This window comes from Geobacter sp., from assembly GCF_030834625.1.
In the GTDB taxonomy this organism is placed as follows: Bacteria; Desulfobacterota; Desulfuromonadia; order Geobacterales; family Geobacteraceae; genus Geobacter.
On record NZ_JAUQXO010000017.1, the window covers coordinates 45,172 to 69,226 of the forward strand.

Below are 24,055 nucleotides of genomic sequence, written 5' to 3' on the forward strand. Positions count from 1 at the left end.
ACTCCTTTCGTGAAACGTGCGTTTTTACGCACCAACCAGGTTTCCGGCAATGGTGCCGCCGGCGTAAACAATTTCGAGATCATAGGGGGACAGCCGGTCGCTGCCGGTGACACGCGTCACCGAAACGCCATGCTGCTCCCCAAGGCGCGCGAGATTCCGCCGCCGCTGGCCCACCACGTCGGACACCCGCTGGGGGGCACAGACCGCCTCCACGCTGGTACCGGGTGGGACACCCGCAGCCAGCCGCTCGAGGAGCCCGTAGAAAAGCTCGCTTTCCACCAGCTGGCGAAACGCCGGGTGCCACGGACCGGCCAGGACAGTTCCCGGCCTTTCCAGTTCCTCCGTCGGTTGGAGTCCGATGCGGATCACCGGCACCCCGGCAACGAGACACCGGCGAAGCATGGCCGCGCAGAGGGTGACGGCATCATCCAGGCCAAGAGGGGCATAGGCGCCGTTGCGCCAGAGATCGGCCAGCCGGGTCCCTGCCACCACCACCGTTGGGTAGATGCGCAGAAACGCCGGGGAGAGGGCGAGCACCCGTTCGAGAGACCCGAGGGGCGATTCCGAGGTGTCACCGGGAAGCCCCGGCATGAGCTGGGCACCAACCCTGATGCCCGCCTCGCGCAGACCGGTGAAGGCCTGCTCCACATGGGCCGCCGTATGCCCCCTGCCGGCCGCTTCGAGAACCCGGTCATCCATGGACTGGACCCCCAGCTCCACGGTGGTCACCCCCCGGGCCCGGAGGAAGCGGGCCGTCTCACCGTCAACCGCATCGGGCCGTGTGGAGAGCCGAACATGGGTTATTCTCCCGGTTGCCAGGAGGGGTTGCAGCGGCTCCAGAAGCCGTTCCTGCTCCATCCGCGGGAGGCTCGTAAAGGTGCCGCCGTAGAAGGCCACTTCCAGGGGCCTCCCGCCCCCCGACGCGGCAAAGCGGTCGATCGTACCCACCATCCCGCTTGGTTCCGGAAGCCCGGCGCTCTGACCGGAGATCCGCTCCTGGTCGCAGAAAACGCACTGGTGGGGACACCCCTGGTGGGAGATGAAAAAGGGGATGATAAGCGGCTTCATCCTTCGGCGCCGACACCGCCGGCGAGCCGCGCCAGGCATTCCCGGGCAGCCGCCTGCTCCGCCTCCTTCTTGCTCCGACCGCTCCCCTCCCCCATCTGCTCCGAGCCCACAAAGGCCGCCACCGTGAAGCGTCGGTCGTGGGGAGGGCCGTCCGTGGCAATCAGCGCGTAGGTTGGTGCCGTGCCGAAACGGGACTGGGCAGCTTCCTGGAAGTCGGTCTTGAAGTCACGGCCCGAGGCGCCCGAGGCAATTCCGGCCAGAAGCGGGGCAAAGTCCCGCTCCACGATCCGTTCTGCGGGTTCGCTCCCTCCATCCAGATAGACGGCGGCCAGGAGTGCCTCGTAGGTGTTTGCCAGGAGCGACCGTCGTTCCCTGCCGCCGCTGCGCTCCTCGCCCCGCCCTAGACGCAGATGGCGCCCGAGTCCCATGGCTGCCGCAAGCCCCGCCAGGGTCTCCTCATCCACGAGCGACGCCTTCATCCGTGCGAGGACCCCCTCGCGACTCTCCGGAAATCGGGTAAAAAGCATCTTCCCCACTAGGAGGCCAAGAACCGCATCGCCGAAGAATTCCAGGCGCTCATTATCCTGAACCCTCTCGTGCCCACGACGCTCATTCACGTAGGAGCGGTGGGTGAGGGCCTCGGCCAGGAGCTGTCGATTCACGAAGCGATAGTTGATGGAGCTTTCCAGCTCATCCGTCGTCGACTGCTCTTCACTTTTGGTCTCTTCGCCCGGCTTGCACATAGGCAGACACTATACCCCGAATCCGCCGTATTTATCAATAATTATGCGACTTGGCGGGGATTTTTGCCTTGATTTATACCCGTCACTTCCCTATAATTCAGCTTTTACGAAACAGAAGGACAATGCATCCCCTATGGGTTTTTTTATCACATTTGAAGGAATCGAGGGGTGTGGCAAGTCGACCCAGCTGCGACTGGCCGCCGAGCGGCTGACCGCTGCCGGTCATGGGGTCGTGGTAACCCGTGAGCCCGGCGGATGTCCCATCGCCGACGCCATCCGCGCAATACTTCTCGACGCAGGAAACAGCACCATGGTGCCGATGACGGAGCTCCTCCTCTATGGGGCGGCCCGGGCCCAGCATGTGGCCGAAGTGGTCGAACCGGCCCTGACCGCGGGGAAGATTGTCCTCTGCGACCGCTTCACCGACTCCACCCTTGCCTACCAGGGATATGGCCGCAACCTGGATCGGGAACTGATCGCCCGGCTCAATACCCTGGCCGCCGGCAGCATCAGGCCGGATCTGACGATTATCCTCGACTGCCCCGTCGAGGTGGGGCTCGCCCGGGCCATGGCCCGGATCAGTGCCGCCAGCACGGCCCGGGAGGAGCGGTTCGAGCAGGAGTCACTCCTTTTCCACGAGCGGATCAGGGACGGCTTCCTCTCCCTGGCGGCAGCGGAGCCCCGACGGTTCGTGGTCCTGGACGGCAGCCGCGGCATCGAAGAGACCGAGGTCCGCGTCACAGAAGCGATCATGTCACGCCTTCCCACAAGCCCCGCCCGGAGGTAACCGTGCCATTCTCCCGTGTCATCGGCCAGGATACTCCCGTCGACGTTCTGCGGCGCGCACTCCGTTCCGGCAAGACGGCGCACGCCTATCTCTTCGAGGGGATCGAGGGGTGCGGCAAGCGAACCACGGCCCTCGCCTTCGTGGAGGCGGCCTTCTGCGATCGGGATGACGGGTGCGGCACCTGCCCCTCCTGCCGGAAGATGGCGACTCTCCAGCACCCCGACCTCCACCTGGTGGAACCCGACGGGGCATTCATCAAGATCGACCAGATCCGGGATCTCCAGCGGGAACTGGTACTGCGCCCCATCGAGACCCCGTTGAAGGCCTGCATCATAAGGGACGCGGACCGGCTCAATCCTGCCGCCGGCAACGCCCTCCTGAAGACTCTGGAAGAACCGCCGGGCAACGCCCTGATGATACTTCTCACCACGAACCTGGATGGCGTGCTCCCCACGGTCCGTTCCCGCTGCCAGTTGCTGCGCTTCGCGCCACTTCCGGAGCGGCTCATCGAAGAACAGCTCATCGCCGCGGGCCGGGACCAGGCGGCCGCCCGCCTTACCGCATCCCTTGCCGGCGGAAGCCTGGGAAAGGCCCTGGAGGAGGACGAGGGGGTAATGGTTGATCGCGCAGGACTTCTGGAGCGGCTCCGGACCCTTTCCCTCAGCGACACCGCCTCCCTCTTCGCCGCCGCCGAAGAGATGGCCGCCGACCGGGAACAGGCCATGGAGCAACTGGAAGTGCTCACATCGCTTTTGCGCGACGTCCTTCTCATTCAGGGAGGGAGCAACGCCGTGATCAACCGCGACATCCTGCCGCTCCTCGAAAACGAAGCAGCTCGACTGTCCCGGGAGAGGAATCTCGAACGGATCAACCACACCACGGAGGCCCGCCAGGCCCTCATGCGCAACGCCAACCCGCGGCTCACCCTCGACGTGCTCCTGATGCGTCTGGCGGGATGAATGCCGTTTGCATATTTTCGGAGGATAGCGTGGTAAAGATTGTTAAAGCCCAGTTCCATATCGCCGGCAAACTCTACGACTTCGGAGCCGGCGAGTTAGACCTCAAGCCGGGCGACAAGGTCATTGTCGAAACCGAACGGGGGCGGAGTATCGCCACTGTGGTCACCCCCCCGCGGGAGTTCGAAGAGGCCCACGCCCCGGAGGGGCTTAAAAGCGTCATACGGATTGCCGAGCCGTCGGATCTCGCCTCGGCGGCCCGCAACACCACCCGGGAACAGGAAGCCCACGGATTCTGCCTCCGCAAGATCAAGGAGCGGGGGATGGATATGAAACTCGTCAAGGTGGAATACCTCTTTGACGGGAGCAAGGCAATTTTCTACTTCACCGCCGACGGACGGGTCGATTTCCGGGAACTGGTCAAGGATCTGGCCCACCAGTTCCACACCCGCATCGAGATGCGCCAGATCGGCGTCCGGGACGAGTCGAAGATGATCGGCGGCATCGGCATCTGCGGCCGCGAACTCTGCTGCTCGTCGTTTCTGCGTGAGTTCGAGCCCGTATCGGTCAAGATGGCCAAGGAGCAGAATCTGGCCCTCAACCCCACAAAGATCTCCGGTCAGTGCGGGCGGCTGCTCTGCTGCCTCGGCTACGAGTACGAAACCTACTGCTCCCTCAAGAAATGCCTCCCCAAGTGCGGTAAACTGGTGAAATGCGGCAATTCCGAGGGCGAAGTCATCAAGCAGAACGTGCTGGAGGGGACCGTTCTTGTCAAGACCGACGACGGGGTAGTGGAGCTCAAGGGAGAGGACATCAAGACCGAGGATATCTCCGAACGCCCCAAGCTTCCCCGCCGCGAGGGGGCCCCAAGGGAGCGGGAGAAGGATCAGAAGGACGCCCCCGACACCGAACGGCGGGAAAAACCCCGGGAGCGCGACAACACCAAAAACCAGGAGCAGCAGCGGAACGACCGCGGAAGCCGTGACCGCCGCGGCGGCAAAGGCAGAGACAAGGATAAAAAGGAGCCGAAATGAGCCGAACGTTCTATGTCACGACCCCCATCTACTACGTTAACGACGTACCGCACATCGGCCATGCGTACACGACCCTTGCCGCCGATGTCCTGGCCCGCTACAAGCGGCTTAAAGGATACGAGGTCTTCTTCCTTACCGGCACCGACGAACACGGCCAGAAAGTGGAGAAGGCAGCCAACGCAGCCGGCGAGACCCCGCTGGAGCTGGCCGACCGGGTGGTGAAGCGCTTCCAGGCCCTCTGGGAGAAGCTCGATATTGCCTACACCGACTTCATCCGCACCACCCAGGAGCGCCACAAGAAGGGGGTTACCCACCTCTTTCAGGAGGTCATGGCAAAGGGAGACATCTATCTCGGCGAGTACGAGGACTGGTACTGCACCCCCTGCGAAACCTTCTGGACCGAAACCCAGCTCATCGACGGCAAGTGCCCCGACTGCAACCGGGTCGTTGAGAAGCTCAAGGAAGAGTCCTACTTCTTCCGGATGAGCAAGTACCAGGAGCAACTCCTGGCCCACATCGAGGCGAACCCCGACTTCATCCAGCCAAAGAGCCGGCGCAACGAGATCATCTCCTTCGTCAAGGAAGGGCTCCGCGACCTCTCCGTATCCCGCACCTCCTTCAACTGGGGGATCCCGGTGCCAGGGAACGAGCGGCACGTGATCTACGTATGGTTCGATGCCCTCACCAACTACATCACTGCCCTCGGCTACCCGGAGCAGACGGGGGAGTACGCGAAATACTGGCCCGTTGACGCCCATCTCCTCGGCAAGGACATTCTCCGCTTCCACGCGGTTTATTGGCCCACCTTCCTCATGGCTGCCGGACTTCCAGTGCCGAAGAAGGTCTTTGCCCACGGCTGGTGGACCGTTGAGGGGCAAAAGATGAGCAAGAGCCTCCAGAACGTTGTGGAACCCAACATGCTTGTGGACAAGTACGGCATCGACGCTGTCCGCTATTTCCTCCTGCGGGAGGTTCCTTTCGGCCTTGACGGCGACTTCTCCCACGCAGCCCTCGTCCACCGCATCAACTCGGACCTGGCCAACGACCTGGGGAACCTCCTCAACCGCTCCACAGCCATGGTGAACAAGTACTTTGATGGTGTTCTCCCCCAGCCTGGCACCATGACCGACCTGGACGCAGCTTTCCGCGCCAAGACCGAGACGATGGTTACGCAACTCGATGCATGCATGGACGAGCTTGCCTTCAGCAAGGCACTCCAGGCGATCTGGGAGGTAATCTCCGCCGGCAACAAATACATCGACGAGAGCGCCCCCTGGACCCTAGCCAAGGACCCGGCTCAGAAGGAGCGGCTCGGCACCATCATGTACACCCTCCTGGAGGCCCAACGGGTCGTGCATCTGCTGCTGTCGGCTTTCATGCCGCGCACTGCGGCCAAGGCCCTCGGTTATCTTGGATGGACCGAAGCGCCCAAGGAAGAAGACCTGGCCTGGGGGAAGCTCGTCCCCAGCACGCGAATCACCAAGGCAGAGGCGCTGTTCCCGCGGATCGAGGACAAGGAAGAACGGCAATAGAATGACGCGAGGGGCTTTCGAGCCCCTACTGTCCGTTTCCCATCGCTTGCGTTCTCAACTCTCCCGAAGCAAACACAAAAAAGAACCTGAACAGGCAGTACTTGTAGAACTCGCTGAAAAGTAGTCGGAAACTACCCCGGTCACTCCACCACGCCTCCTTGAGATTTTTCGTATCAACCGGATAGGGGTAGATGGCGATGTCCCGGGGGAGCGTGTTCCGGAAGATAAGAGTTGCCCGCTTCATATGGTAGCGGGAGGTGATGAGAAGGATGGAACGGACATCCTTCCGGGCGATGATTTCCCGGCCGTAGAGGGCGTTTTCAAGGGTGTTACGCGACGCCTTCTCCAGGAATACCCGGTCGGCAAGTGCCTCCCCTTCCCGATCCCGGAACAAATCCTGCTTCCGCACCACGGGGTCAACCCCGATCAGGAAGAGGTAGTCCCCCTTCTTCTCCCGGAAAAGACGCACCCCCTCTTCCACCCTCCCCCGCCCACCAGCAAGAACCACTATGGCATCAGCATGGATGTCGCGCTGCCGTACGGAAAAGGTCTTGTAGGCGAAGTCAACAAAGAGAACTGCAACCACAACCAGGAAAATCACGAGAATCGAAAACAGACCACGGAAAAAGAGCGCCATTGCACCACCTTATCAAAACATTTCACTTGCATCATCAGGTATCGTCTGCTATAAGAGAAAGCTTCAGAAACCAGAGAGAGGGAGTAGAGCCATGTCGAGAAAATGTGAAGTCTGCGGCAAAGGTCCCAGTTTCGGTAACAACGTCAGCCACGCCAACAACAAGACCCGTACCACGTGGTACCCGAACCTGCAAAAGGTGAAGGCCGTCAGGAACGGCAGCATCCAGACCATCAAGGTTTGCACCCGCTGCATCCGCTCCGGCCACGTTACCAAGGCCCTTTAAGAGCCGGGGGGCGCAGTGCCCCTCGGACATCCTTACGCTGCACCCAACAAATGACTCAGCCGCAACGCATCCACGCGTGCGGCTTTTGTCATTGTATGATCATCTCCGGCAATCCACCCCGCCTTCCCGACCACATCTCCGCACGAAACGAATCGTATAGGGCCAGCACCTGTCAGCAGAGGGCAAGCACCTCGATCTCCACGAGCGCTCCGCGGGGAAGTCCCTTCACCTCCACCGTCGAACGAGCCGGCGGAGCAGCGGAAAAACGGCTCCCGTACACCTCGTTCACCGCACCGAAATTGGCCAGATCGGTCAGAAAGATTGTCGTCTTGACGACGGCGTCGAACCCGACGCCAGCCTCGGCCAGCACCGCCGCAATATTTTCCAAGACCCGTTCGGTCTGCTCCCTGATCTCCCCTGCCACAAACTCGCCGGTTGCAGGGTCGAGCGGTATCTGGCCAGAGAGGAACAGAAAGCCCCCCGCCTTCACCGCCTGGGAATAGGGTCCGATCGCCTTGGGCGCCTTGTCAGTGGAAACAATCTCCTTCATAACACACGTCTCCTCACAGCTTTGCTAGTTCTTCATCCGCTCAACATGGGTGACGCCGTTGACCTTCATGATATTGTTCATGACCCGGTTCAGGTGCTCAAGGCTCGTGACGTCAACCTCGAATATGTTTACCCCCCGCCGGTCCACGGTGCTCTGAATCGAGGCACTGGATATGTTCGCCTCGCAGTTGGTGATGGCCAGGGTTATGTTGGCAAGAATCCCCTTCTGATCGTGACAGGAAACCCTGATCTTCACCGGCAGGGCAGCCTTGCGCTCCCGGTTCCAGTCAACGGCAATCCGCCGTTCGGGATCGTTCTCCAGGGCTATCGGACAGTCGACAGTATGCACTGTCACCCCCCTCCCCCGAGTAATGAAACCGACGATGTCGTCTCCGGGAACCGGATTGCAACACTTGCCGAAGCGAACGAGAACATCCTCCACGCCGCCAATCTGAATGGCGCTCGTGGATTTTCCCGTCAGTTTGCCGAGGGCCTTGCCGATCCGTGATTCCTTCAGATCCTGCCGCTCGGCGAGCTTCTCCTCGGGTATCAGCTTGCCGAGCACCTGGTTGCAGGAGAGCTTGCCGTAGCCGACGGCGGCCATGAGGTCGTCGTCGCCCACATAGCCGAATTCCGTGGCAACCCTCTTCAGCTCCCCCGACTTCTGGAGCTTGTTCAGGTTCAGGGAGAAGCGGCGGAACTCCTTCTCCATTATCTCCTTGCCGAGGGAGATGCTCCGGACCCGCTCCTCGGTCTTGATCCAGGCCCGGATCTTGTTTCGCGCCCGGGAACTCTTGACGATCTTGAGCCAGTCCTTGCTGGGGGTGTGGTGGGGGGAGGTGATGACCTCGACGATGTCGCCGTTCTTGAGCTCGTACTTGAGGGGCACGAGCTTGCCGTTCACCTTGGCGCCGACGCAACGGTGGCCCAAGTCGGTGTGGATGGTGTAGGCGAAGTCAATGGGTGTCGACCCCTTGGGGAAACTCTTTACGTCGCCGTTCGGTGTGAACACATAGACTTCCTCGGGGAAGAGCTCAACCTTGACGGTGCTCATGAACTCATGGGAGTCCTCGAGCTCCTGCTGCCATTCGAGGAGTTGGCGAAGCCAGGCGAAACGTTTCACCTCCTTCTCGTCGTACCCTTTCCCCTCTTTGTACTTCCAGTGGGCCGCGATCCCCGCCTCCGCCACCCTGTGCATCTCGGAGGTGCGGATCTGAACCTCCATCCGCTCGCCATGGGGACCGATGACCGTCGTATGAAGCGACTGATACATGTTCCCCTTGGGCATGGCGATATAGTCCTTGAAGCGGCCGGGGATCGGTTTCCAGGTGGAATGGATGATGCCCAGCACCTCGTAGCATTCGCGGATGTCGTTCACCATGATGCGGATGGCAATCAGGTCGTAGATCTGGTCGATATCCACGCTGCGGCTCTGCATCTTGCGCCAGATGGAGTAGAGATGTTTGCTCCGGCCAAAGACATCGCCCTTAATCTCGTGCTCCACGAGCTTGTCGACGATGATCTTCCGCACCTCATCAACGTAGCTCTCCCGCTCCTTTTTCTTCTTGGTCACCTTAGAAGCGAGGTCGTAATAGACCTGGGGCTCAAGATACCGGAAGGAAAGATCCTCCAACTCGCTCTTGATCCAGGAAATGCCGAGGCGGTTTGCGATGGGAGCGTAGATGTCGAGGGTTTCGCGGGCGATGGAGCGCTGTTTGGGCTCGGGCTGATACTGAAGGGTCCGCATATTGTGGAGGCGGTCAGCCAGCTTGACGAGGATGACCCGGATGTCATTAGCCATGGCGAGGAGCATCTTGCGAAAGTTCTCCGCCTGACTCTCTTCCTTGGTCTTGAAGTGAATCTTGCTGATTTTGGTGACGCCTTCGACGAGGTTGGCCACTTCGGCGCCGAACATCCCCTCCAGCTCCTCACGGGTGGTCAGGGTGTCTTCGATCGTATCATGGAGAAGCCCCGTCACCACCGTCGGGACATCGAGCCTGAGGTCGGCCAGGAGTCCCGCCACCTCCATGGGATGAACCAGGTACGGCTCGCCCGATAGCCGGGTCTGCCCCTGATGAACCTTGGCGCAATAGACGTAGGCCTTGCGGACCATATCCAGATCCGGGGCGGGGTTATAGGAACCAACCTTGTCGAGGATATCGTTAAGTCTGATCATAGAAAAAAGACAAAAAAAGGGCGGAAGCTTCACGCTTCTGCCCCTGTGGTCAGGCTGATTACTTGGCCTTGCGCGACGTCAGCTCGTACCCGACCTTACCTCCGGCGATCTCCCGTAACGAAACAACCACGTTCTTGTTGCCGGCCTTGTTGTCGATGAGGGGTGGAGCCCCCTTGTAGAGCTGCTTTACACGCCTCGACGCAAGCATGACGAGGAGAAACCGATTATCTACCTTTTCAAGGCAATCTTCTACTGTTACCCGTGCCATAGTGATGCTCCTTTCAAAACCCGGCATCTCTCAACCGGTGTCTGGTTAATGAGGGTTAGCAACCCGCGCCCGCGTAAGCCTCAGCCGATATGGAATATCTCCGTCACCGCCTCCAGCACCCGGGATGTCCGGCACTTCTCAGCGATGACCACCGACTTGAGCTCCTCAACCGCCCTGCTGAACGTATCGTTAATGATGATGTAATCGTACCAGCGGGATTCGCGGATCTCGCCGGCAGCTGCGTCAATGCGCCGGCTGATAACGTCGTCGCTGTCGGAGGAGCGGCCGTTGAGCCTACGGTGAAGCTCCTCGTAGCTGGGGGGGAGAATAAAGATAAAAACGCCACCCTCGTAGCGCTGCTTGAGCTGGCGCGCTCCCTGGATGTCGATGTCGAGGATGAGATCAACACCAATGGTGCGACACTCCTCAAGTGTGCGAATCGATGTACCGTAACAGTTGCCGTGGACCTCCGCCCACTCGGCAAACTCACCCTCTTCGACCATGCGACGGAACTCGTCCTGAGTTACGAAATAATAGTCTTTACCATGCACTTCGCCGGGTCGGGGTTGCCGCGTCGTATAACTGACAGAATGCCGGAGGTGCGGAAAGATGTCAATTATTTCCTTGCAGAGCGTGGTCTTGCCCGCGCCCGACGGCGCTGAGATTATATAGAGAACCCCGTCGCGTTTCATTGTAACCCCGGCCTGATCTATTCTATGTTCTGAACCTGCTCGCGGATCTTCTCCAACTCCGCCTTCAGCTCTACCACGATGGCGGCCATCCCGGCATCATTGGCCTTCGAACCGATGGTGTTCACCTCACGGTTCAGCTCCTGCATGAGGAAATCAAGCTTGCGCCCCACCGGCTCCGCAAGGGCAATGGTCTCGTCGAACTGGATCAGGTGGCTTCTAAAGCGAACAAGTTCTTCGGTGACGTCGCACCGGTCTGCCAAGAGCGCCACCTCCTGGGCAAGCCGCGCTTCGTCAAGGGCCGTATCGGCAAGGAGTTGCGCAAGACGCTCGCGAAGCTTCTGGGCATATTCGGCGATAACTGCTGGCGCACGCTCGGCTACCCGGCCAATGAGCGTTGCCAGCGTCTGGCGGCGTTCCGTGAGATCCGCCAGAAGCGCCTCGCCTTCACGCACCCTCATAGAATCAATGGCTTCCACCGCACCACGGACAGCCTGGAGAATCTCTCCGCGCAGCATATCCTCGTCAACTCCTTCCTCATGGGAGGCCAGGACATCTTTCTGCGACAAAATGAGAGGAAGTGTCACGGGGTCATAAATCCCAAGTTCGGTACGCAGATGATCGAACGCTTCTCGATAGGCCCGGGCCAAGCCAACATTCACCAGAGGACGATGCTGCCCGGCCGTACCCTCTTCGCGCTGAACGAAAACCTCGATTTTCCCCCGCTTCAGGCGATCACCCACCGCCTTGCGCACGTCGTTCTCGAAGGCAAGGAACGAGCGGGGCATCTTGACGAACACCTCGCCGTAGCGGTGGTTCACCGAACGTATCTCGACAGTGGTCCGCCCCGTTTCCGTCTCGACCACGGCCTTGCCGTAGCCTGTCATGCTTTTTATCATTTGAACTCCGTTCCGGGACCGGGGACCCGGGACCAGGGACCAGCCAACCCACGATACTTCGTATTTTGTATTTTCTTTTACCGGTCTCCGGTCCCTGGTCCTCGGTCCCGGAGTTTACTTTCCCATCTCCATGCATCGGCAACGATGGTTTCAAGGTCGTCATAGCGCGGGGTCCAACCGAGAACCGATCTGGCCCGATCCGCCTTTGCCACGAGCATAGCCGGATCGCCAGGGCGCCGCGGTGCTTCCTCTGTCGGGAAATGAACTCCCGACACCCGACGTACCATTTCGATCACCTCGCGGACACTGGAACCCCGACCATAGCCCACGTTAATGCGCGTTGATTCCCCTCCCCGCTCCAGATACGCAAGGGCCGCCAGATGGGCCGAGGCCAGATCCTCCACGTGTATGTAGTCGCGGATTCCGGTGCCGTCGGGGGTCGGGTAGTCGGTGCCGAAGATACAAACCTTGTCTCGCATCCCCAGGGCCGCCTGGCAGGAGACCTTGATGAGGTGAGTCGCCTCCGGAGTCCGTTGCCCCATGCGTGCCAGGGGATCTGCCCCTGCCACGTTGAAGTAGCGCAGCGCCACGGAACGCATGCCGTGGGCGGCACAGACGTCCCGGAGCATCCACTCGCTCATGAGCTTTGACGTGCCGTAGGGGTTGATGGGGACCGTGGGGCTTTCCTCCGCCGCGATGCCACTCTCGGGCATGCCGTAGACCGCGGCGGTGCTGGAGAAGATGAACCGCTCGACCCCGTGCTTCGCGCAGACACCAAGGAGGTTGAGGGTATTTCGCGTGTTGTTGCCGTAATACTTGAGGGGATCGGTCACCGATTCTGGCGCCACGATTGAGGCGGCAAAATGGAGCACCGTGGCAAAGCCGTACTCCACGAAAAGGGCGTCGAGCCGGGTCGAATCGGCCAACTCCCCCACCACGAGCCGCTCACCGTGGACGAGAGCGTCGGCAAAGCCGGTGGAAAGATTGTCATAAACAACCACCGTGTAGCCCGCCTCGGACAATTGCCGCACCACGTGGCTCCCGATGTATCCGGCGCCGCCGGTGACGAGAACTGCCATCCCTTCCCCCCTTCTGACCTCAGACATGATAATACTCCCGATACCACTTCACGAACCGGGCAACACCCTCCCCAATGGGGGTAGTCGGCTTGAACCCCACATCGTTCATCAGGTCGTCCACGTCGGCATAGGTGGCCGGCACGTCCCCGGCCTGAAGGGGAAGAAAGTTCTTCTCCGCCGTCTTCCCGAGGCACTTCTCGATGGTCTCGATAAACGTCAGGAGCTCAACCGGGCTATTGTTGCCAATGTTGTAGATTCGGTAGGGAGCATAGCTCGTCCCCGGATCGGGACGGTCGCCACTCCAGACGGAGTTGGGTTCCGGTGTCCGGTCCATGACCCGCACCACCCCCTCGACGATGTCGTCAACATAGGTAAAGTCACGCTGCATCCTGCCATGATTGAAGACATCGATGGGACGCCCCTCCACGATTGCACGGGTAAAGAGAAAGAGTGCCATGTCAGGCCGTCCCCAGGGGCCATAGACCGTAAAGAAGCGCAAGCCCGTGGTGGGGAGGCCGTAGAGGCTCGAATAGGTGTGGGCCATGAGCTCGTTGGCCTTTTTGGTGGCCGCGTAGAGGGAGACCGGATGGTCCACGTTGTGGTGAACCGAAAAGGGCATCTTCGTGTTGGCACCGTAAACCGAGCTGGACGAGGCATACACCAAGTGTTTCACGCTATGATGCCGGCACCCCTCGAGGATATTCATAAAGCCCACAAGATTGCTCTCCACGTAGGCGTGGGGATTTTCCAACGAGTAACGGACCCCGGCCTGGGCGGCCAGGTTCACCACAACGTCGAAGCGCTCGCCGGCAAAGAGCTCCTCCAGGGCCGGCCGGTCGGCCAGGCTTGCCCGGACAAAGCGGAACCCTTCGCGCCCTTCAAGCTGTCGGAGCCGGTCCAACTTCAGGTTTACGTCGTAGTAATCGTTGAGATTGTCGAGACCCACCACGCGGTCGCCCCGATCAAGGAGTCTCTTAGAAAGGTGAAATCCGATGAAACCGGCTGCGCCGGTGACGAGAACCGTGGACATGATGTGCTATCCTTCTGATTTATCGGGTTATTAAAGAAGTGGTGCAGTGTAGCACATCACCCCGCCGATGGAAAGGGGGTCGCCAAGAGCTTCTCGATGCCTGACATGAGGGCGTCGGTAGTGATGCTGGCGCGGCAGGGGGTATCCTTGTCGCACGCCTTACGAAGGCAGGCGGTGCAGTCGAGGGGTGACTGGACGACCACATGCTGGTCGCCCCGGGGGCCGTTACGGCTACCATCGGTGGCGCGATAGAAGGAGACCGTCGGTGTCCCAACGGCCGCTGCCATGTGGATCGGCCCGGTGTCCCCCCCCATCACCAGGTCGACCTTTTTAAGGAGGGCGCAGAACCCCTTGAGGGTCAACTTCGGCAACACCCGCACCCCGCGGCCAATACCGGCAGCAATATTCTCTGCGACCTTTTTTTCCTGCTCGTTTCCCCAGGAGAGGAGTATGGATGAATCGGGATACCTGCTGAGCACCCTCCTGCCCAAATCGATCCACCCTTCCTCGTTCCAGAGTTTGGTGGTCCAAGTGGTGCCGTTATGGAAGAGAAAAACAAGCCCGTCGTCGAGGGTCGCCAGAAGCGCTTCGGCAGCGGCATCGTCATCCGGGGAGGTGAAAATGTCGGCTCCGACGACCATCCCGGCATAGTCACGACCTAATGGGACGCTAACCACCCGGAGAGAGCGGTGCGAGATGTGATAGTCCTGGCGGCGGAGGGGCACCTGATTGGTGGTAAAGAGAAGGTTGAGTGACTCCCGCACCCCGTCACGGTCAAAGCCATAGCGGCGCCGAGCGCCGGAAAGCCATGTGATGATGCCGCTCTTTGTGTTCCCTTGGAGGTCAAAGGCGATATCGTATGCCGCCTCGCGCAAATCCTGGCGGACTGCGGCTATTTCCCGGCGAGTGGTGTCGGAGAGGGGATCACGGCGCCATGCCTTCGTCCGAATCACATGGAGCCGGCGCAGCAGCGGGTGCCCCTCAAGGATATCCCGGTTCACCTCTTCCACCACCCAATCGATCTCGATTCCGGGCGAAACCTGGTGGAGATAATCGAGAACCGGCAGGGCGTGGACCACGTCGCCCAGAGCGGAAACTTTGACAATAAGAACACGGAGCGGCATGGTCGAACCCTTGAGGTTATCCAAATTAAGAAGTACGTGCCAGTCAGCGCCTACCGGCAATGGCTGGGACGGCCGAGCAAAGAGCGCGAAGCGATTTCGTTACCAAAGCAGTTCTGAAATACCAGAGCAGCCAGAACTTCATCGATGTTACTGTCAACAAACCGCAGGGAATTTTTGTATGAGTTGATGTAGGGTTGTGGATCCATTTTCTTATAATTGTTCTTAAGATATGGGAGCAGTGCTTCGTGATAACTAAACCCACTCTATCAGTCACTAAACATTTAATTTCCTGAAAAGTTGCCTTTTTTTATAAAAATATAACTTTCACAATTTTTATCCGTAAATTTTTTCACCAACAAAAAATTATCAAACTTCAATTCTGCTGGCTCTTTTTTTATTTTTTTGACAAATGTAATCAATTGAGCATTTTGTCGTTCTGCCAACTCGGTAATTTGGTCCATTTCAACATAGGTAGCATCAATGAAATCCAAACCTCGTTTGGCATAAAAAGGAATTTCGCGATTATTGGAAACGATTTTCATATCAGCAAAATCCTTGTTATTGCCAATCCACTCTCCTGCCAACTTAGCTGAAACCAGCTGCATCTTTACATCAGTCGCCGCATCGACAGCTGGGATAATAAATAAAACTGCAACAAACAAGATTGGCGTAACCTGGGGCAATAAATGGATTTTTTTAAGCCCGATGAAAAATCTGTCCACGCCATAACCAACCCATGGGAACAGCAAAAATATCGCCGCATACACATATCTTTTTTCAATAAAAGAATTGTGCAGCAGATAAAAATAATTGGAAAACAGATAGCCACTCACTAGCCATAAAAACAACAAATTATTCTTTCGATACTGCCTGGATAGAACCAATCCGACAATACACAATAAAAAGAATGCAGGATACATAACCCTCTGTATATTTTCTGACAAACCTAACAAGTAAATCTTACGAACGTTTTCTCTAGCTATCTCAGCAAAATCATTATCCACACTTCCATTAGTAATTTTTCTTTCCATTTCCTGCAGTTGAACTCTTATCTGCGGGTCGTAACTTAAGATTCCTTTTTTAAAAACCTTTTCCGTCGAAGAAACCACATACCCAAGCCGATTGAAGTTAGCAAGATCCCTCCCATAATAAAAACTCACTCCACCAATCGTAAGTAACCCTACACAAAAAAGAAAAAGTAATTTTTTTATAAAATCAGTACGCCATTCACCATAAAAAGTTGCGTGAAAAAAAACAAAAAGAAACAATAATATCGGCAAAAAAATCCCTTCAATCCGGAAAAGGAATGCCAACAACGAAAAAAATAATGACAGTAAAAAAAATTTAAAGTCATTTTCAGACACAGATCGCGAAGAAAAATAAGCAGCCCATCCGAACATGCACAGAAATCCAGGGTCACGCATCACATAAACGGAAAACTCATTCAAACCTGGTGACACAGCAAAAGCCAAGCCAGCCCATAAAGCCACCCGCTCATCAAACAGCTGGCGAGTCAACAAGAATAGCGGAACAATCGTCATAACGGAAAATATCAATGAAAGCAGATTCCCTGCGAATACGAGATCCATACCGGCGTAGCCCAAACCGGCAATAAGAAGCGGATATAAAAACATGTTCTGATGTAAAGATAATCCTTTTTGCCAATTGCCGCGAAGAAACTCCTCTGCTTGTGAAATGTAAACAGGTCCATCGGGAGTAATAACTGGTGACAAACTCCAGATGCAAACCTTGATCACTAACGAGATAATCACCAAGATAGGGATTACCCTTCGAGCTTCCAGTCTGTCGATCCAGTCGATGCTGTCCAATGCCTTGAACTTCAATATTGTCAACCTTTCCATAATTTAATTGGAATAGTAATTTTTCAATGAGATACGGAACTAATCCAAACAATTTCCTGAGCGACTGAATCGAATCTTCAGCAAATGGCAAAGCAAACCGACATCGTACCAGGCAAATTTCCACCCCAATTGCATCGCGGCAACCTCGCGCTTTGACCTTTTCCCCGTATTTGCCAGATAACGACCCAAAGCAAGAAGTGACCTTCGTAGCCTCATGCGTAGAAGACCTCTATGCTCTGCAAAACGAGGGTCGGAAAGAAATTTCTGATAACAGAGGACTTTTTCAACGCGCACATGATTGGTAGATCTCGAAACGTTTGTCTCGTGCTCCCTGCGGCAAATCACCTGAGTGTCGACAAACCCCAAGGGCCCCTGCAAGGCTAAAAGGATCGGCGTATCAAGGTCTTCGTAATAACGAAACGTCTGATCATCAAAACCACCAATCTGCAGAAGTGCATCCCGTCGAATAAGACCCGTGGAAAAAACCGGCAGATTACCTTTCAACATCTCTGGAATAGGGTTGCTGCTCAACAGCATCTGGCGATGTTTCATCTCAAGGAGTGAAGGAGAGACAACCGCCTCGTTAACTATTTTGAACCCATCGCCAAAAACCGCCACGCAATCCCTGTGCTCGAGGAGGTAACGTACCCGCTTTCCCAGACTTTCAGGGGGGAAATAGTCATCAGAAGCGAGCTCGCAGAAAAACTCTCCGCGCGCTAAGGCCAGCCCTTCGTTCAGCGTCTTGAGAAGCCCCCGGTTTTCCCTTGCCACAAATCGGAATCCACCCCTTTCATGGAGCAGCTGTTCGATCACTTCGGGACTGCCGTCCGTGGAACCATCATCTATGACAATCAGGTCGATAGGGGACCAACTCTGGTTGAGAACGCTCTCTATAGCTTGAGCGATGTAATTTCTGTGATTGTAGGAGGGGATTATAATGGAAACAAGCATTTACTCTTCTACCCTTCCACTTTGAGCCCAGCAGTGAGAGCCTTTTCCCATGTGGTTTACAGCAATTTGGTTAAATTTTTTTCTGGTACGGCCTTCTACGCTCCTGCATGACCGATGGCAACACGCCAGCAGTCGACAAAACGTCGATGCAACTCGCCTTTCGGCGGCTCGAGACGACCCAGATCGCGCAAAAAATGCCCGATATCCCGCTGTGCCTTTTCGGTCATAACCCGAGAAAAAATCCTTGTACAATCAAGGTCCACCAAGAAAAAATCAAATCCGCTTTCGTTTTGGCGCAGGAGAATATTATCCCAATTGGTATCACCATGGATACAGCCGGATCGATGAAGCTGCCCAAACAGTGAGGCAGCCTGCTCAACCAAAAACTGCTTCTGTTCCGGTGACAGCCTCTCCCAAAGCGTGGTGAGTCGCTCAGTTTTTTCCAGGTACTCCATCAGAACATAGGAACGCCCCAGCAAACGATACGATCGCTCTTCCAGGCACAGCAACGGCTCGGCTACCCTAACCCCCCGCACCAGAAAGTTCCATGCCGCCAGCCAGGTACGCTGGGCTCGCGAGCGTCTGAACACATGACGCAGACTATAACGCCACCCCCGGCGGTTGTAACGCTTCAGCACATAGGTCGTGCCATCAATTACGACCTTGGCGATGCGGCAGCTGTTACCTCGCCCCGGCAGGATTTCTCCGCGATCAAGAATGAGGTCGGGGTCAGGCAGCAGAACGTGCATCAACCTGTCTGCAACAGCAGTGCGCTGACGAAACGTCTGAAAACCATGTGCAGGTTCAGCGACAAAGCGGTCATTGCTTCGCAAACATTTTGCAGCCAATTTATTCCAGTCGCGAATCACTTGAGTATTATCGGAAATCAGGGCCATTTTATACGAAGAAAGTGTAGAAAATCATCGTTTGTGACTGGAGAAAAGTTGGTACCGGTTACTTCCAAACCGTTAACCTAACTCATCCCCGAAAGTAGCTGCGCAGGTATTTGGATACAAAAGACCACTGCCATATAACCCCGGGAGAGACCCGTGCCGCCTGGTGGAAATGGCTGCGCGCCGTAGCATATTGTCCTACCAGATACAGTGACCGAAAGAGAGACAGGCATTGCCGGGCATACATTTCGTCACGAAATTTCATGAAATTCGTCGGCAGAACTTTAGGATCAAAAAGGCAATCCACCACTTGGGCTCCGGTTTTCATTATCAGGGAGATATTGTTACGCAGGCTGTCGTCATGCTTGAAAATGTCTACAACGGGATCAGGGAATGAAGTGCAATTGCAACAAGCTAATACTTGGGCAAAAACTGGAATATCCTCACTATTGCGAAGGTGCTCAGGATAGCGGATTTTTGAAAGAACTTCACGTGCCATGATCGTTGCGCCATTGGAAATGCCAAAATCCTTGCGGATATAGCCAAGAAAATTCTTCATCCGATCATTCCCGATGCTTTTGGCACGATGAACCTTAATACGTCCGTCCGGGTGAATTGAACGATGTCCGGCGAAGACCATACCGAATTGGCCACTATTCACAAGAAAATTGCGAAACTTTGTAAGTGCGTCCGGCAGGAGCCGATCATCTGCGTCGAGAAAAATGAGATACTCTCCAAGAGATTCGGCAACTCCACGATTACGGACAGCGGCTGGGCCTTGATTTTGTTGCCGTATTGTCCGGAGACGTTGTGGAAAGCGTTCAACCAGCATTTCCACGACTGCAGGGGTATCGTCCGTTGACCCGTCGTCAATCACAATCACTTCATAATCATCGCCTTCTTGCGATAGAGCAGACTCCACTGCCCTGGCGAGCATATGGCCATAGTTATAGGCAGGAATAATAATGGAAAAGAGAATATCGTTACTTTTCATAATGACCGCATCAAATAGCGAGTAGTGATACCTGTGGAGAATGGCCAAATTCACGTTGGTAAAGCCTGACGGCACGATGGACGACGCGCAACCAGAAAGATTTCTCCTGAACAAGTATCTGGCGGAGGGGTCTATTGCGATAGCATTTCATAAAACGGTAATAATCCCTCTTGGTTAAACCAGTATCCATACTTGAAAATAACAATCCGGCCAAATCTTTAACAACCCACCGACTCGGCGTATGCCGCCGCAGTTGAACACGATGCAGATCAATAACGTGCAGTTTCGGCTTTTCGCATCCACTTGCATTGTCAAGCCATGAACGGTCAAGCAGGAAATGGCACAGGTAAAAATCTCGGTGATTGACGCCGTTATTGTGCAGAACTCTGGCGATCTCGGCGACCCTTTGCAGTAAAACCCGCTTGAAGGACGGCGCTGGCGGCTGCGTTGGCCAATCCCGACAAAGATCCTCTAGACTGATGGTATTGACAAGCTCTTCGGTAATGACGAAGGATTCCTGGCAGGCCGGATTCCACCCCCGCTGACCGTAGGCTGCCAAAGTCATGGTTTCCACCCCCAACTCTTCGAAACGACGGATGGCTTTCCATTCATGGCCCGCTCCGAGAACCGGCAACCGGAAATGGATCAAATTCTTGAAGATTTCTTTCCAGCCGACCCCGTAATGGAGTTTAGCGAAATAGCCTTTCCCTTCTAAGAAAAACCTTATCGTACGCCGTCCGGCCAATTCCCGAAACACCTCGCCGTCAAGGTGCAGGATTCGATCAAAAGCGTCGCTACCGGGAAACTGATCCTGTAAATCATCGCGGAGCCAGATCATCGATGACTCCGCAAGGCGACCGATTCAATGATATCGGCGGCCTTTTCCGGCAGGCTGAACAGATCGGCTCTGGATGCAAAATCAAGAGCACTGCGCCGCCAAGCCTCCCGCCCTGAAGATGTCAGCATCTGCAGTAGCAACTCGTTGAATTGCTCCTGTACAAAAGGCTCTGGAGCCAACAGTCCGGCATTACTTTCAGTAACATAATGGGCATAACCGCAATTAGCTGTTGCCAGCACAGGCAGACCGGCAACGATCGCTTCGACAATGGCCGTCCCGGTATTTTCATAGTAGGAGGGTTGCAGCAGCAGATCGGCGCCGAACAAAAAACGGGGCACGTCATTACGGCCACCGTAAAATTTCAGATGATCGTCAACACCAAGCTTGCGGGCCAGGCGCAGGAAAGGAGCGGCGTCACCTTGTCCTACTACCAGCAGGAAGGCGTTTTTGCGAGTTAGTTCGGGAAGCGCGGCCAACGCTTGGATGGATCGATCCAGCCCCTTTGTTTTAAACCCGGAGCCGACCATCAACAGCAATTGGGCAGCGTCGGAGAAGCCGAATTCTCGGCGGAAATTATTCCGTTCCTGGAGGGGGTTATCCGGAGCCTTACGGTCCCGACAAATCCCCGGAGGTAATGCATGAAAACGATTTTCAGCAGTGCCGTAATGACCGATGAAGTGCGGTTTTTCAACTTCAGATATAAGCAGGATCTCCGTTGCGGACTCCGGGCCGAAAACCGCCTTTTCGAGAGCGGCATAGATCCTGTATCGATTACTCAAACGGTACAGGAAACCATGCTTGTGACGAACCTTGGCAGCAAAGCAGGGATCGGCGGCAAAATAGACATCCAGACCGGTCAACTTATTAAAACCGATGACAGCATCGTACGCCGCGACGCCAAGACGCTCGCTCAGAGCTTTGCCGAAGGCTAGGCTTCGACCATGATTGGTCAAAGAACTCACCGGCAGCAGGTGCACATCAAAACCCGCCGGCACTTCCCCTTCCCAACAGGTGGTAAACACGTCGATACTATGACCGCGACGCTGACATGCCTCTGCAATCCTAAGAAAATCCCGCTGCAGTCCGCCGAAAGGGAAGTATTTGAAAAGGCAAAAAGCCAGTTTCATTCTTGTATCCGATGCATGTTCCTCTGCTTCCAATCCTTGAACGCTTCCGTATAGACCCGTTCGTAATCCTGGATCATCCGTTCGGCGGAAAAATCGTTGAGAGCCCGTTGGCGGGCCTTTATTCCAAGATCACGTAACTGGTCAGCAGGAAGTTGAGCCATCCGGATCATGGCCTCAGCCAAGTGATCAGGACTATGGGGGTCCACGAGGAGGCCAAAATCACCATCACCGATGACTTCAGGGATCCCGCCGACGGCAGAAGCGACAACTGGCAGACCAGAGGCCATGGCCTCAAGGAGCACCAATGGCAAACCCTCTCTCAACGAGGGGAGAACAAACACATCCAATGACTTCAATATGTCAGGAATATCTCGCCTGAAACCGAGAAAATGAACGTGGCCGCCAAGATTCAATTTAGCAGTCAAAGCAACAAGAGACTCCCTGAGCTCGCCATCTCCGGCTATAATCAATACGCTCTTGGGGATGAATTCAACCACCTTCTTAAATGCCAGAAGTAACGTCTCGTGGTTCTTCACCGCAGAAAGCCTTCCCGCCGTACCAAACCAGAACCCACTTGCACAATCGGGAAGAATCTTACGCCGGGCATCTTCTTGTGTACCCGTGGTTAAAAATCGATCATACACAAGCCCATTCTGGACCGTTACGACCTTGTCTTGTGGAAGCTGCCAGTTGGAATTGAGAACATCTCGGGAAACTCCATGGGAGATGCCGATAATTCTGAAAACGTTTTTATACAACAACCAGTTCAGAAGCTTACGCCGAAAGGTTCTGGAAATGCCCAGACCATGCAAGGTCGATACGGTCGAAGGACGATTGGCAGCCAACAGGGCCGCTAGAACGCCGACAGGAGTTGACCGGTGCTGCTGGCAATTGACCACATGAATGTCCTCACGTTCCATGAGGTTCTTGAGCTGCCTGAGCAAGGCCACGTTGTAAAAGCGCAACGTCTGCGGCTCAAATCCCAGATAGATGGTTTTGATGCCAAGGGCATCGAGCCCGTTCTTTCCGTCGTCTTTTCCGCTGAGATAGCAGACTACCGTGCGAAATCTCTCCCGATCCAGATTTACCTGCTGGTTCAGCAGCGGATAATCACCGCGGTATTTGTGGATAAGGTGAAGTATTTTAATCATTCAAACAAACCCTGATACTGGCAAAATTTGGTAACAGCTTCAGCGTCACCTCCCGTATGGCATGCTGCCGGAGCCCAACAGGAGGTTGGATTAAGGATGAAACATCCTCCATGATAAAAACACCGTTCAGGACGTCTTCTCCCGCAGATCCACAACCACTCCCACAACTTCCTCCACCGTCACCGCCGTCATGCACCGGTGGTCCGTGGGGCACTCCCGCAGAAGGCACGGGGCGCAGTCGGTGTCGCGGCGCACGATGACGGCCCGGTCACTCCAAGGCGATGTGGTCGTATGGTCCGTGGAGCCGAACACCGCCACAAGCGGAATGCCGAAGGCGGCGGCGATGTGCATGGGACCCGAATCATTGGTGACGAAGAAGTCGCAGCGTTTGATGAGTGACATCAGCTCACGCACCGACGTTTTCCCGGCCATGACGAGGCATGGGGAGGACATGGCCGCGGCAATATCGGCGGCGATGGCCGCTTCACCCGGTCCGCCGGTCACCACGACCCGTGCCCCCCAGCGGCGGGACAGCTCATCGGCCACGGCAGCGAAGCGCTCCGGGTACCAGCGTTTGGCCGCGCCATAGGAGGCGCCGGGGTTGATGCCGAGGAGAACGTCTCCCTTACCGATTCCGTGTTCGGCCAGAAATTCCGCCATGGCAGCGTCCTCGCCGGGTGTCGTGAAGAGGTTGAGGCTCCGGTCGCGGGTGGTGATATCGAAACGACCGAGCATGGCGAGGTAATATTCCACATGATGGAGCTGGCGCGTTTGCTCATCAACCGGCACACCGTGGGTCAGGAGCAGTCCACGGCCATCGGTTCGGTATCCCATGCGCCGGGGTATCCGGGCAAGCCAGGCGATGAGCGCCGCATCGACGGCGTTCTGAAGGAGAATTGCCAGTTCGAACCGCCGTGCCCTGACTTCCTTCGCGAGCCTGAGCTTTCCTCTCAAGCCGGCATGGACCCCTCTGCGGTCATAGACAATGACGTCGTCAACTGCCCCGTGTACGGCAAAAAGCGGCGCCACAAGGGGGTTTGCCAGAACCGTCACCCGGGCACCGGGAAAACTCTCGTGGATGGCCCGCAGCGCCGGGGTGGTCATGACTGCATCCCCGATCCAGTTGGTGGACCGGACGAGAATGTTGCTGATCGTCTCCTTCTTTATTTTCAAAGCGCTTGCCGTTCCCCGGTTTCCGGTCCCTGGTCTCCGATGTGCTCCGCCTCGTCAGCAAGCATTACCGGGATACCGTCACGGACGGGATATTTCAGACGGCATGCCGGGCAGATAAGACCCGAGCCGTCATCAGCACTGCATACCTCCCCCCGGCAGCGAGGACAGGCTAAAATCTTGAGCAAGTCAATTGATAATGCCATAGAGGGCAT

Annotated in this window: 25 protein-coding genes; 5 read left to right on the forward strand and 20 right to left on the reverse strand. The window is 56.4% G+C overall.

Annotated features, from left to right (window positions below; all coding sequences use genetic code 11):
• Positions 1–24 precede the first annotated feature (24 nt).
• Together RCH91_RS03640 and rnc are read right to left on the reverse strand one after the other, a co-directional pair.
• Positions 25–1,068, reverse strand: a complete 1,044-nt coding sequence (locus RCH91_RS03640; protein ID WP_306533185.1) for an elongator complex protein 3 — start codon at positions 1,066–1,068, stop codon at positions 25–27.
• Positions 1,065–1,811, reverse strand: coding sequence for a ribonuclease III (gene rnc / locus RCH91_RS03645; RefSeq protein ID WP_306533186.1), 747 nt, complete (start codon positions 1,809–1,811; stop codon positions 1,065–1,067). The genes RCH91_RS03640 and rnc overlap by 4 nt, the downstream gene beginning before the upstream one ends.
• A 133-nt stretch (positions 1,812–1,944) precedes the next feature.
• On the opposite strand from rnc, the gene tmk reads away from it, so the two are divergent.
• The 4 genes from tmk to metG are packed head-to-tail and all read left to right on the forward strand — an operon-like array spanning position 1,945 to position 6,120.
• Positions 1,945–2,598: a dTMP kinase gene (tmk, locus tag RCH91_RS03650; RefSeq protein WP_306533187.1), complete on the forward strand. Its 654-nt coding sequence runs from the start codon at positions 1,945–1,947 to the stop codon at positions 2,596–2,598.
• A gap of 2 nt (positions 2,599–2,600) precedes the next feature.
• The gene (gene holB / locus RCH91_RS03655; RefSeq protein ID WP_306533189.1) at positions 2,601–3,557 is read left to right on the forward strand and encodes a DNA polymerase III subunit delta'; all 957 of its coding nucleotides are present in this window, start codon (positions 2,601–2,603) and stop codon (positions 3,555–3,557) included.
• Positions 3,558–3,586: 29 nt separating this feature from the next.
• On the forward strand, positions 3,587–4,588 hold the full coding sequence (gene ricT, locus RCH91_RS03660) for a stage 0 sporulation family protein (protein ID WP_306533190.1): 1,002 nt from the start codon (positions 3,587–3,589) through the stop codon (positions 4,586–4,588).
• On the forward strand, positions 4,585–6,120 hold the full coding sequence (metG, locus tag RCH91_RS03665) for a methionine--tRNA ligase (protein ID WP_306533191.1): 1,536 nt from the start codon (positions 4,585–4,587) through the stop codon (positions 6,118–6,120). The genes ricT and metG overlap by 4 nt, the downstream gene beginning before the upstream one ends.
• Before the next feature lie 25 nt (positions 6,121–6,145).
• Here metG and RCH91_RS03670 read toward each other — a convergent pair whose 3' ends face one another.
• Positions 6,146–6,757, reverse strand: a complete 612-nt coding sequence (locus RCH91_RS03670; RefSeq protein WP_306533192.1) for a YdcF family protein — start codon at positions 6,755–6,757, stop codon at positions 6,146–6,148.
• A 91-nt stretch (positions 6,758–6,848) separates the two neighbouring features.
• Between RCH91_RS03670 and rpmB the strand changes: the two genes are divergently transcribed.
• A complete protein-coding gene (gene rpmB / locus RCH91_RS03675; RefSeq protein ID WP_306533193.1) occupies positions 6,849–7,040 on the forward strand; it encodes a 50S ribosomal protein L28 in 192 nt (63 codons plus the stop codon).
• Positions 7,041–7,212: 172 nt separating this feature from the next.
• On the opposite strand, the gene RCH91_RS03680 is transcribed toward rpmB, so the two are convergent.
• The 17 genes from RCH91_RS03680 to RCH91_RS03760 form a co-directional block, all read right to left on the reverse strand.
• Positions 7,213–7,590: a RidA family protein gene (locus tag RCH91_RS03680; protein ID WP_306533194.1), complete on the reverse strand. Its 378-nt coding sequence runs from the start codon at positions 7,588–7,590 to the stop codon at positions 7,213–7,215.
• Between the two features lie 24 nt (positions 7,591–7,614).
• Positions 7,615–9,765 (reverse strand): bifunctional (p)ppGpp synthetase/guanosine-3',5'-bis(diphosphate) 3'-pyrophosphohydrolase, encoded by a 2,151-nt coding sequence (locus RCH91_RS03685; RefSeq protein WP_306533195.1) that lies wholly within the window; start codon positions 9,763–9,765, stop codon positions 7,615–7,617.
• 58 nt (positions 9,766–9,823) lie between these two features.
• A complete protein-coding gene (rpoZ, locus tag RCH91_RS03690) occupies positions 9,824–10,033 on the reverse strand; it encodes a DNA-directed RNA polymerase subunit omega (RefSeq protein WP_306533196.1) in 210 nt (69 codons plus the stop codon).
• Between the two features lie 80 nt (positions 10,034–10,113).
• Positions 10,114–10,725, reverse strand: coding sequence for a guanylate kinase (gmk, locus tag RCH91_RS03695; RefSeq protein ID WP_306533197.1), 612 nt, complete (start codon positions 10,723–10,725; stop codon positions 10,114–10,116).
• 17 nt (positions 10,726–10,742) lie between these two features.
• On the reverse strand, positions 10,743–11,621 hold the full coding sequence (locus tag RCH91_RS03700) for a YicC/YloC family endoribonuclease (protein ID WP_306533198.1): 879 nt from the start codon (positions 11,619–11,621) through the stop codon (positions 10,743–10,745).
• 77 nt (positions 11,622–11,698) lie between these two features.
• Entirely contained in the window at positions 11,699–12,700 is a 1,002-nt protein-coding gene (gene galE, locus RCH91_RS03705; protein ID WP_306533251.1) for a UDP-glucose 4-epimerase GalE, read from the reverse strand.
• Between the two features lie 19 nt (positions 12,701–12,719).
• Complete coding sequence (locus tag RCH91_RS03710) at positions 12,720–13,730, reverse strand: NAD-dependent epimerase (RefSeq protein WP_306533199.1); 1,011 nt, start codon at positions 13,728–13,730, stop codon at positions 12,720–12,722.
• A gap of 56 nt (positions 13,731–13,786) precedes the next feature.
• Positions 13,787–14,854, reverse strand: coding sequence for a lipopolysaccharide heptosyltransferase I (gene waaC, locus RCH91_RS03715; RefSeq protein ID WP_306533200.1), 1,068 nt, complete (start codon positions 14,852–14,854; stop codon positions 13,787–13,789).
• 281 nt (positions 14,855–15,135) lie between these two features.
• Positions 15,136–16,683, reverse strand: a complete 1,548-nt coding sequence (locus RCH91_RS03720) for a glycosyltransferase family 39 protein (protein ID WP_306533201.1) — start codon at positions 16,681–16,683, stop codon at positions 15,136–15,138.
• A 72-nt stretch (positions 16,684–16,755) separates the two neighbouring features.
• Entirely contained in the window at positions 16,756–17,667 is a 912-nt protein-coding gene (locus RCH91_RS03725) for a glycosyltransferase family A protein (protein ID WP_306533202.1), read from the reverse strand.
• Between the two features lie 95 nt (positions 17,668–17,762).
• Entirely contained in the window at positions 17,763–18,563 is an 801-nt protein-coding gene (locus RCH91_RS03730; protein ID WP_306533203.1) for a lipopolysaccharide kinase InaA family protein, read from the reverse strand.
• Between the two features lie 82 nt (positions 18,564–18,645).
• On the reverse strand, positions 18,646–19,554 hold the full coding sequence (locus RCH91_RS03735) for a glycosyltransferase family 2 protein (protein WP_306533204.1): 909 nt from the start codon (positions 19,552–19,554) through the stop codon (positions 18,646–18,648).
• A 10-nt stretch (positions 19,555–19,564) separates the two neighbouring features.
• Positions 19,565–20,392 (reverse strand): lipopolysaccharide core heptose(I) kinase RfaP, encoded by an 828-nt coding sequence (gene rfaP, locus RCH91_RS03740; RefSeq protein ID WP_306533205.1) that lies wholly within the window; start codon positions 20,390–20,392, stop codon positions 19,565–19,567.
• The gene (locus tag RCH91_RS03745; RefSeq protein WP_306533206.1) at positions 20,389–21,519 is read right to left on the reverse strand and encodes a glycosyltransferase family 4 protein; all 1,131 of its coding nucleotides are present in this window, start codon (positions 21,517–21,519) and stop codon (positions 20,389–20,391) included. Before RCH91_RS03745 ends, rfaP begins: the two co-directional genes overlap by 4 nt.
• Positions 21,516–22,670: a glycosyltransferase gene (locus tag RCH91_RS03750; RefSeq protein ID WP_306533207.1), complete on the reverse strand. Its 1,155-nt coding sequence runs from the start codon at positions 22,668–22,670 to the stop codon at positions 21,516–21,518. The genes RCH91_RS03745 and RCH91_RS03750 overlap by 4 nt, the downstream gene beginning before the upstream one ends.
• A 126-nt stretch (positions 22,671–22,796) precedes the next feature.
• Positions 22,797–23,843 (reverse strand): lipopolysaccharide heptosyltransferase II, encoded by a 1,047-nt coding sequence (gene waaF, locus RCH91_RS03755; RefSeq protein ID WP_306533208.1) that lies wholly within the window; start codon positions 23,841–23,843, stop codon positions 22,797–22,799.
• Positions 23,840–24,046, reverse strand: coding sequence for a Trm112 family protein (locus RCH91_RS03760; protein ID WP_373694362.1), 207 nt, complete (start codon positions 24,044–24,046; stop codon positions 23,840–23,842). Before RCH91_RS03760 ends, waaF begins: the two co-directional genes overlap by 4 nt.
• Positions 24,047–24,055 lie beyond the last annotated feature (9 nt).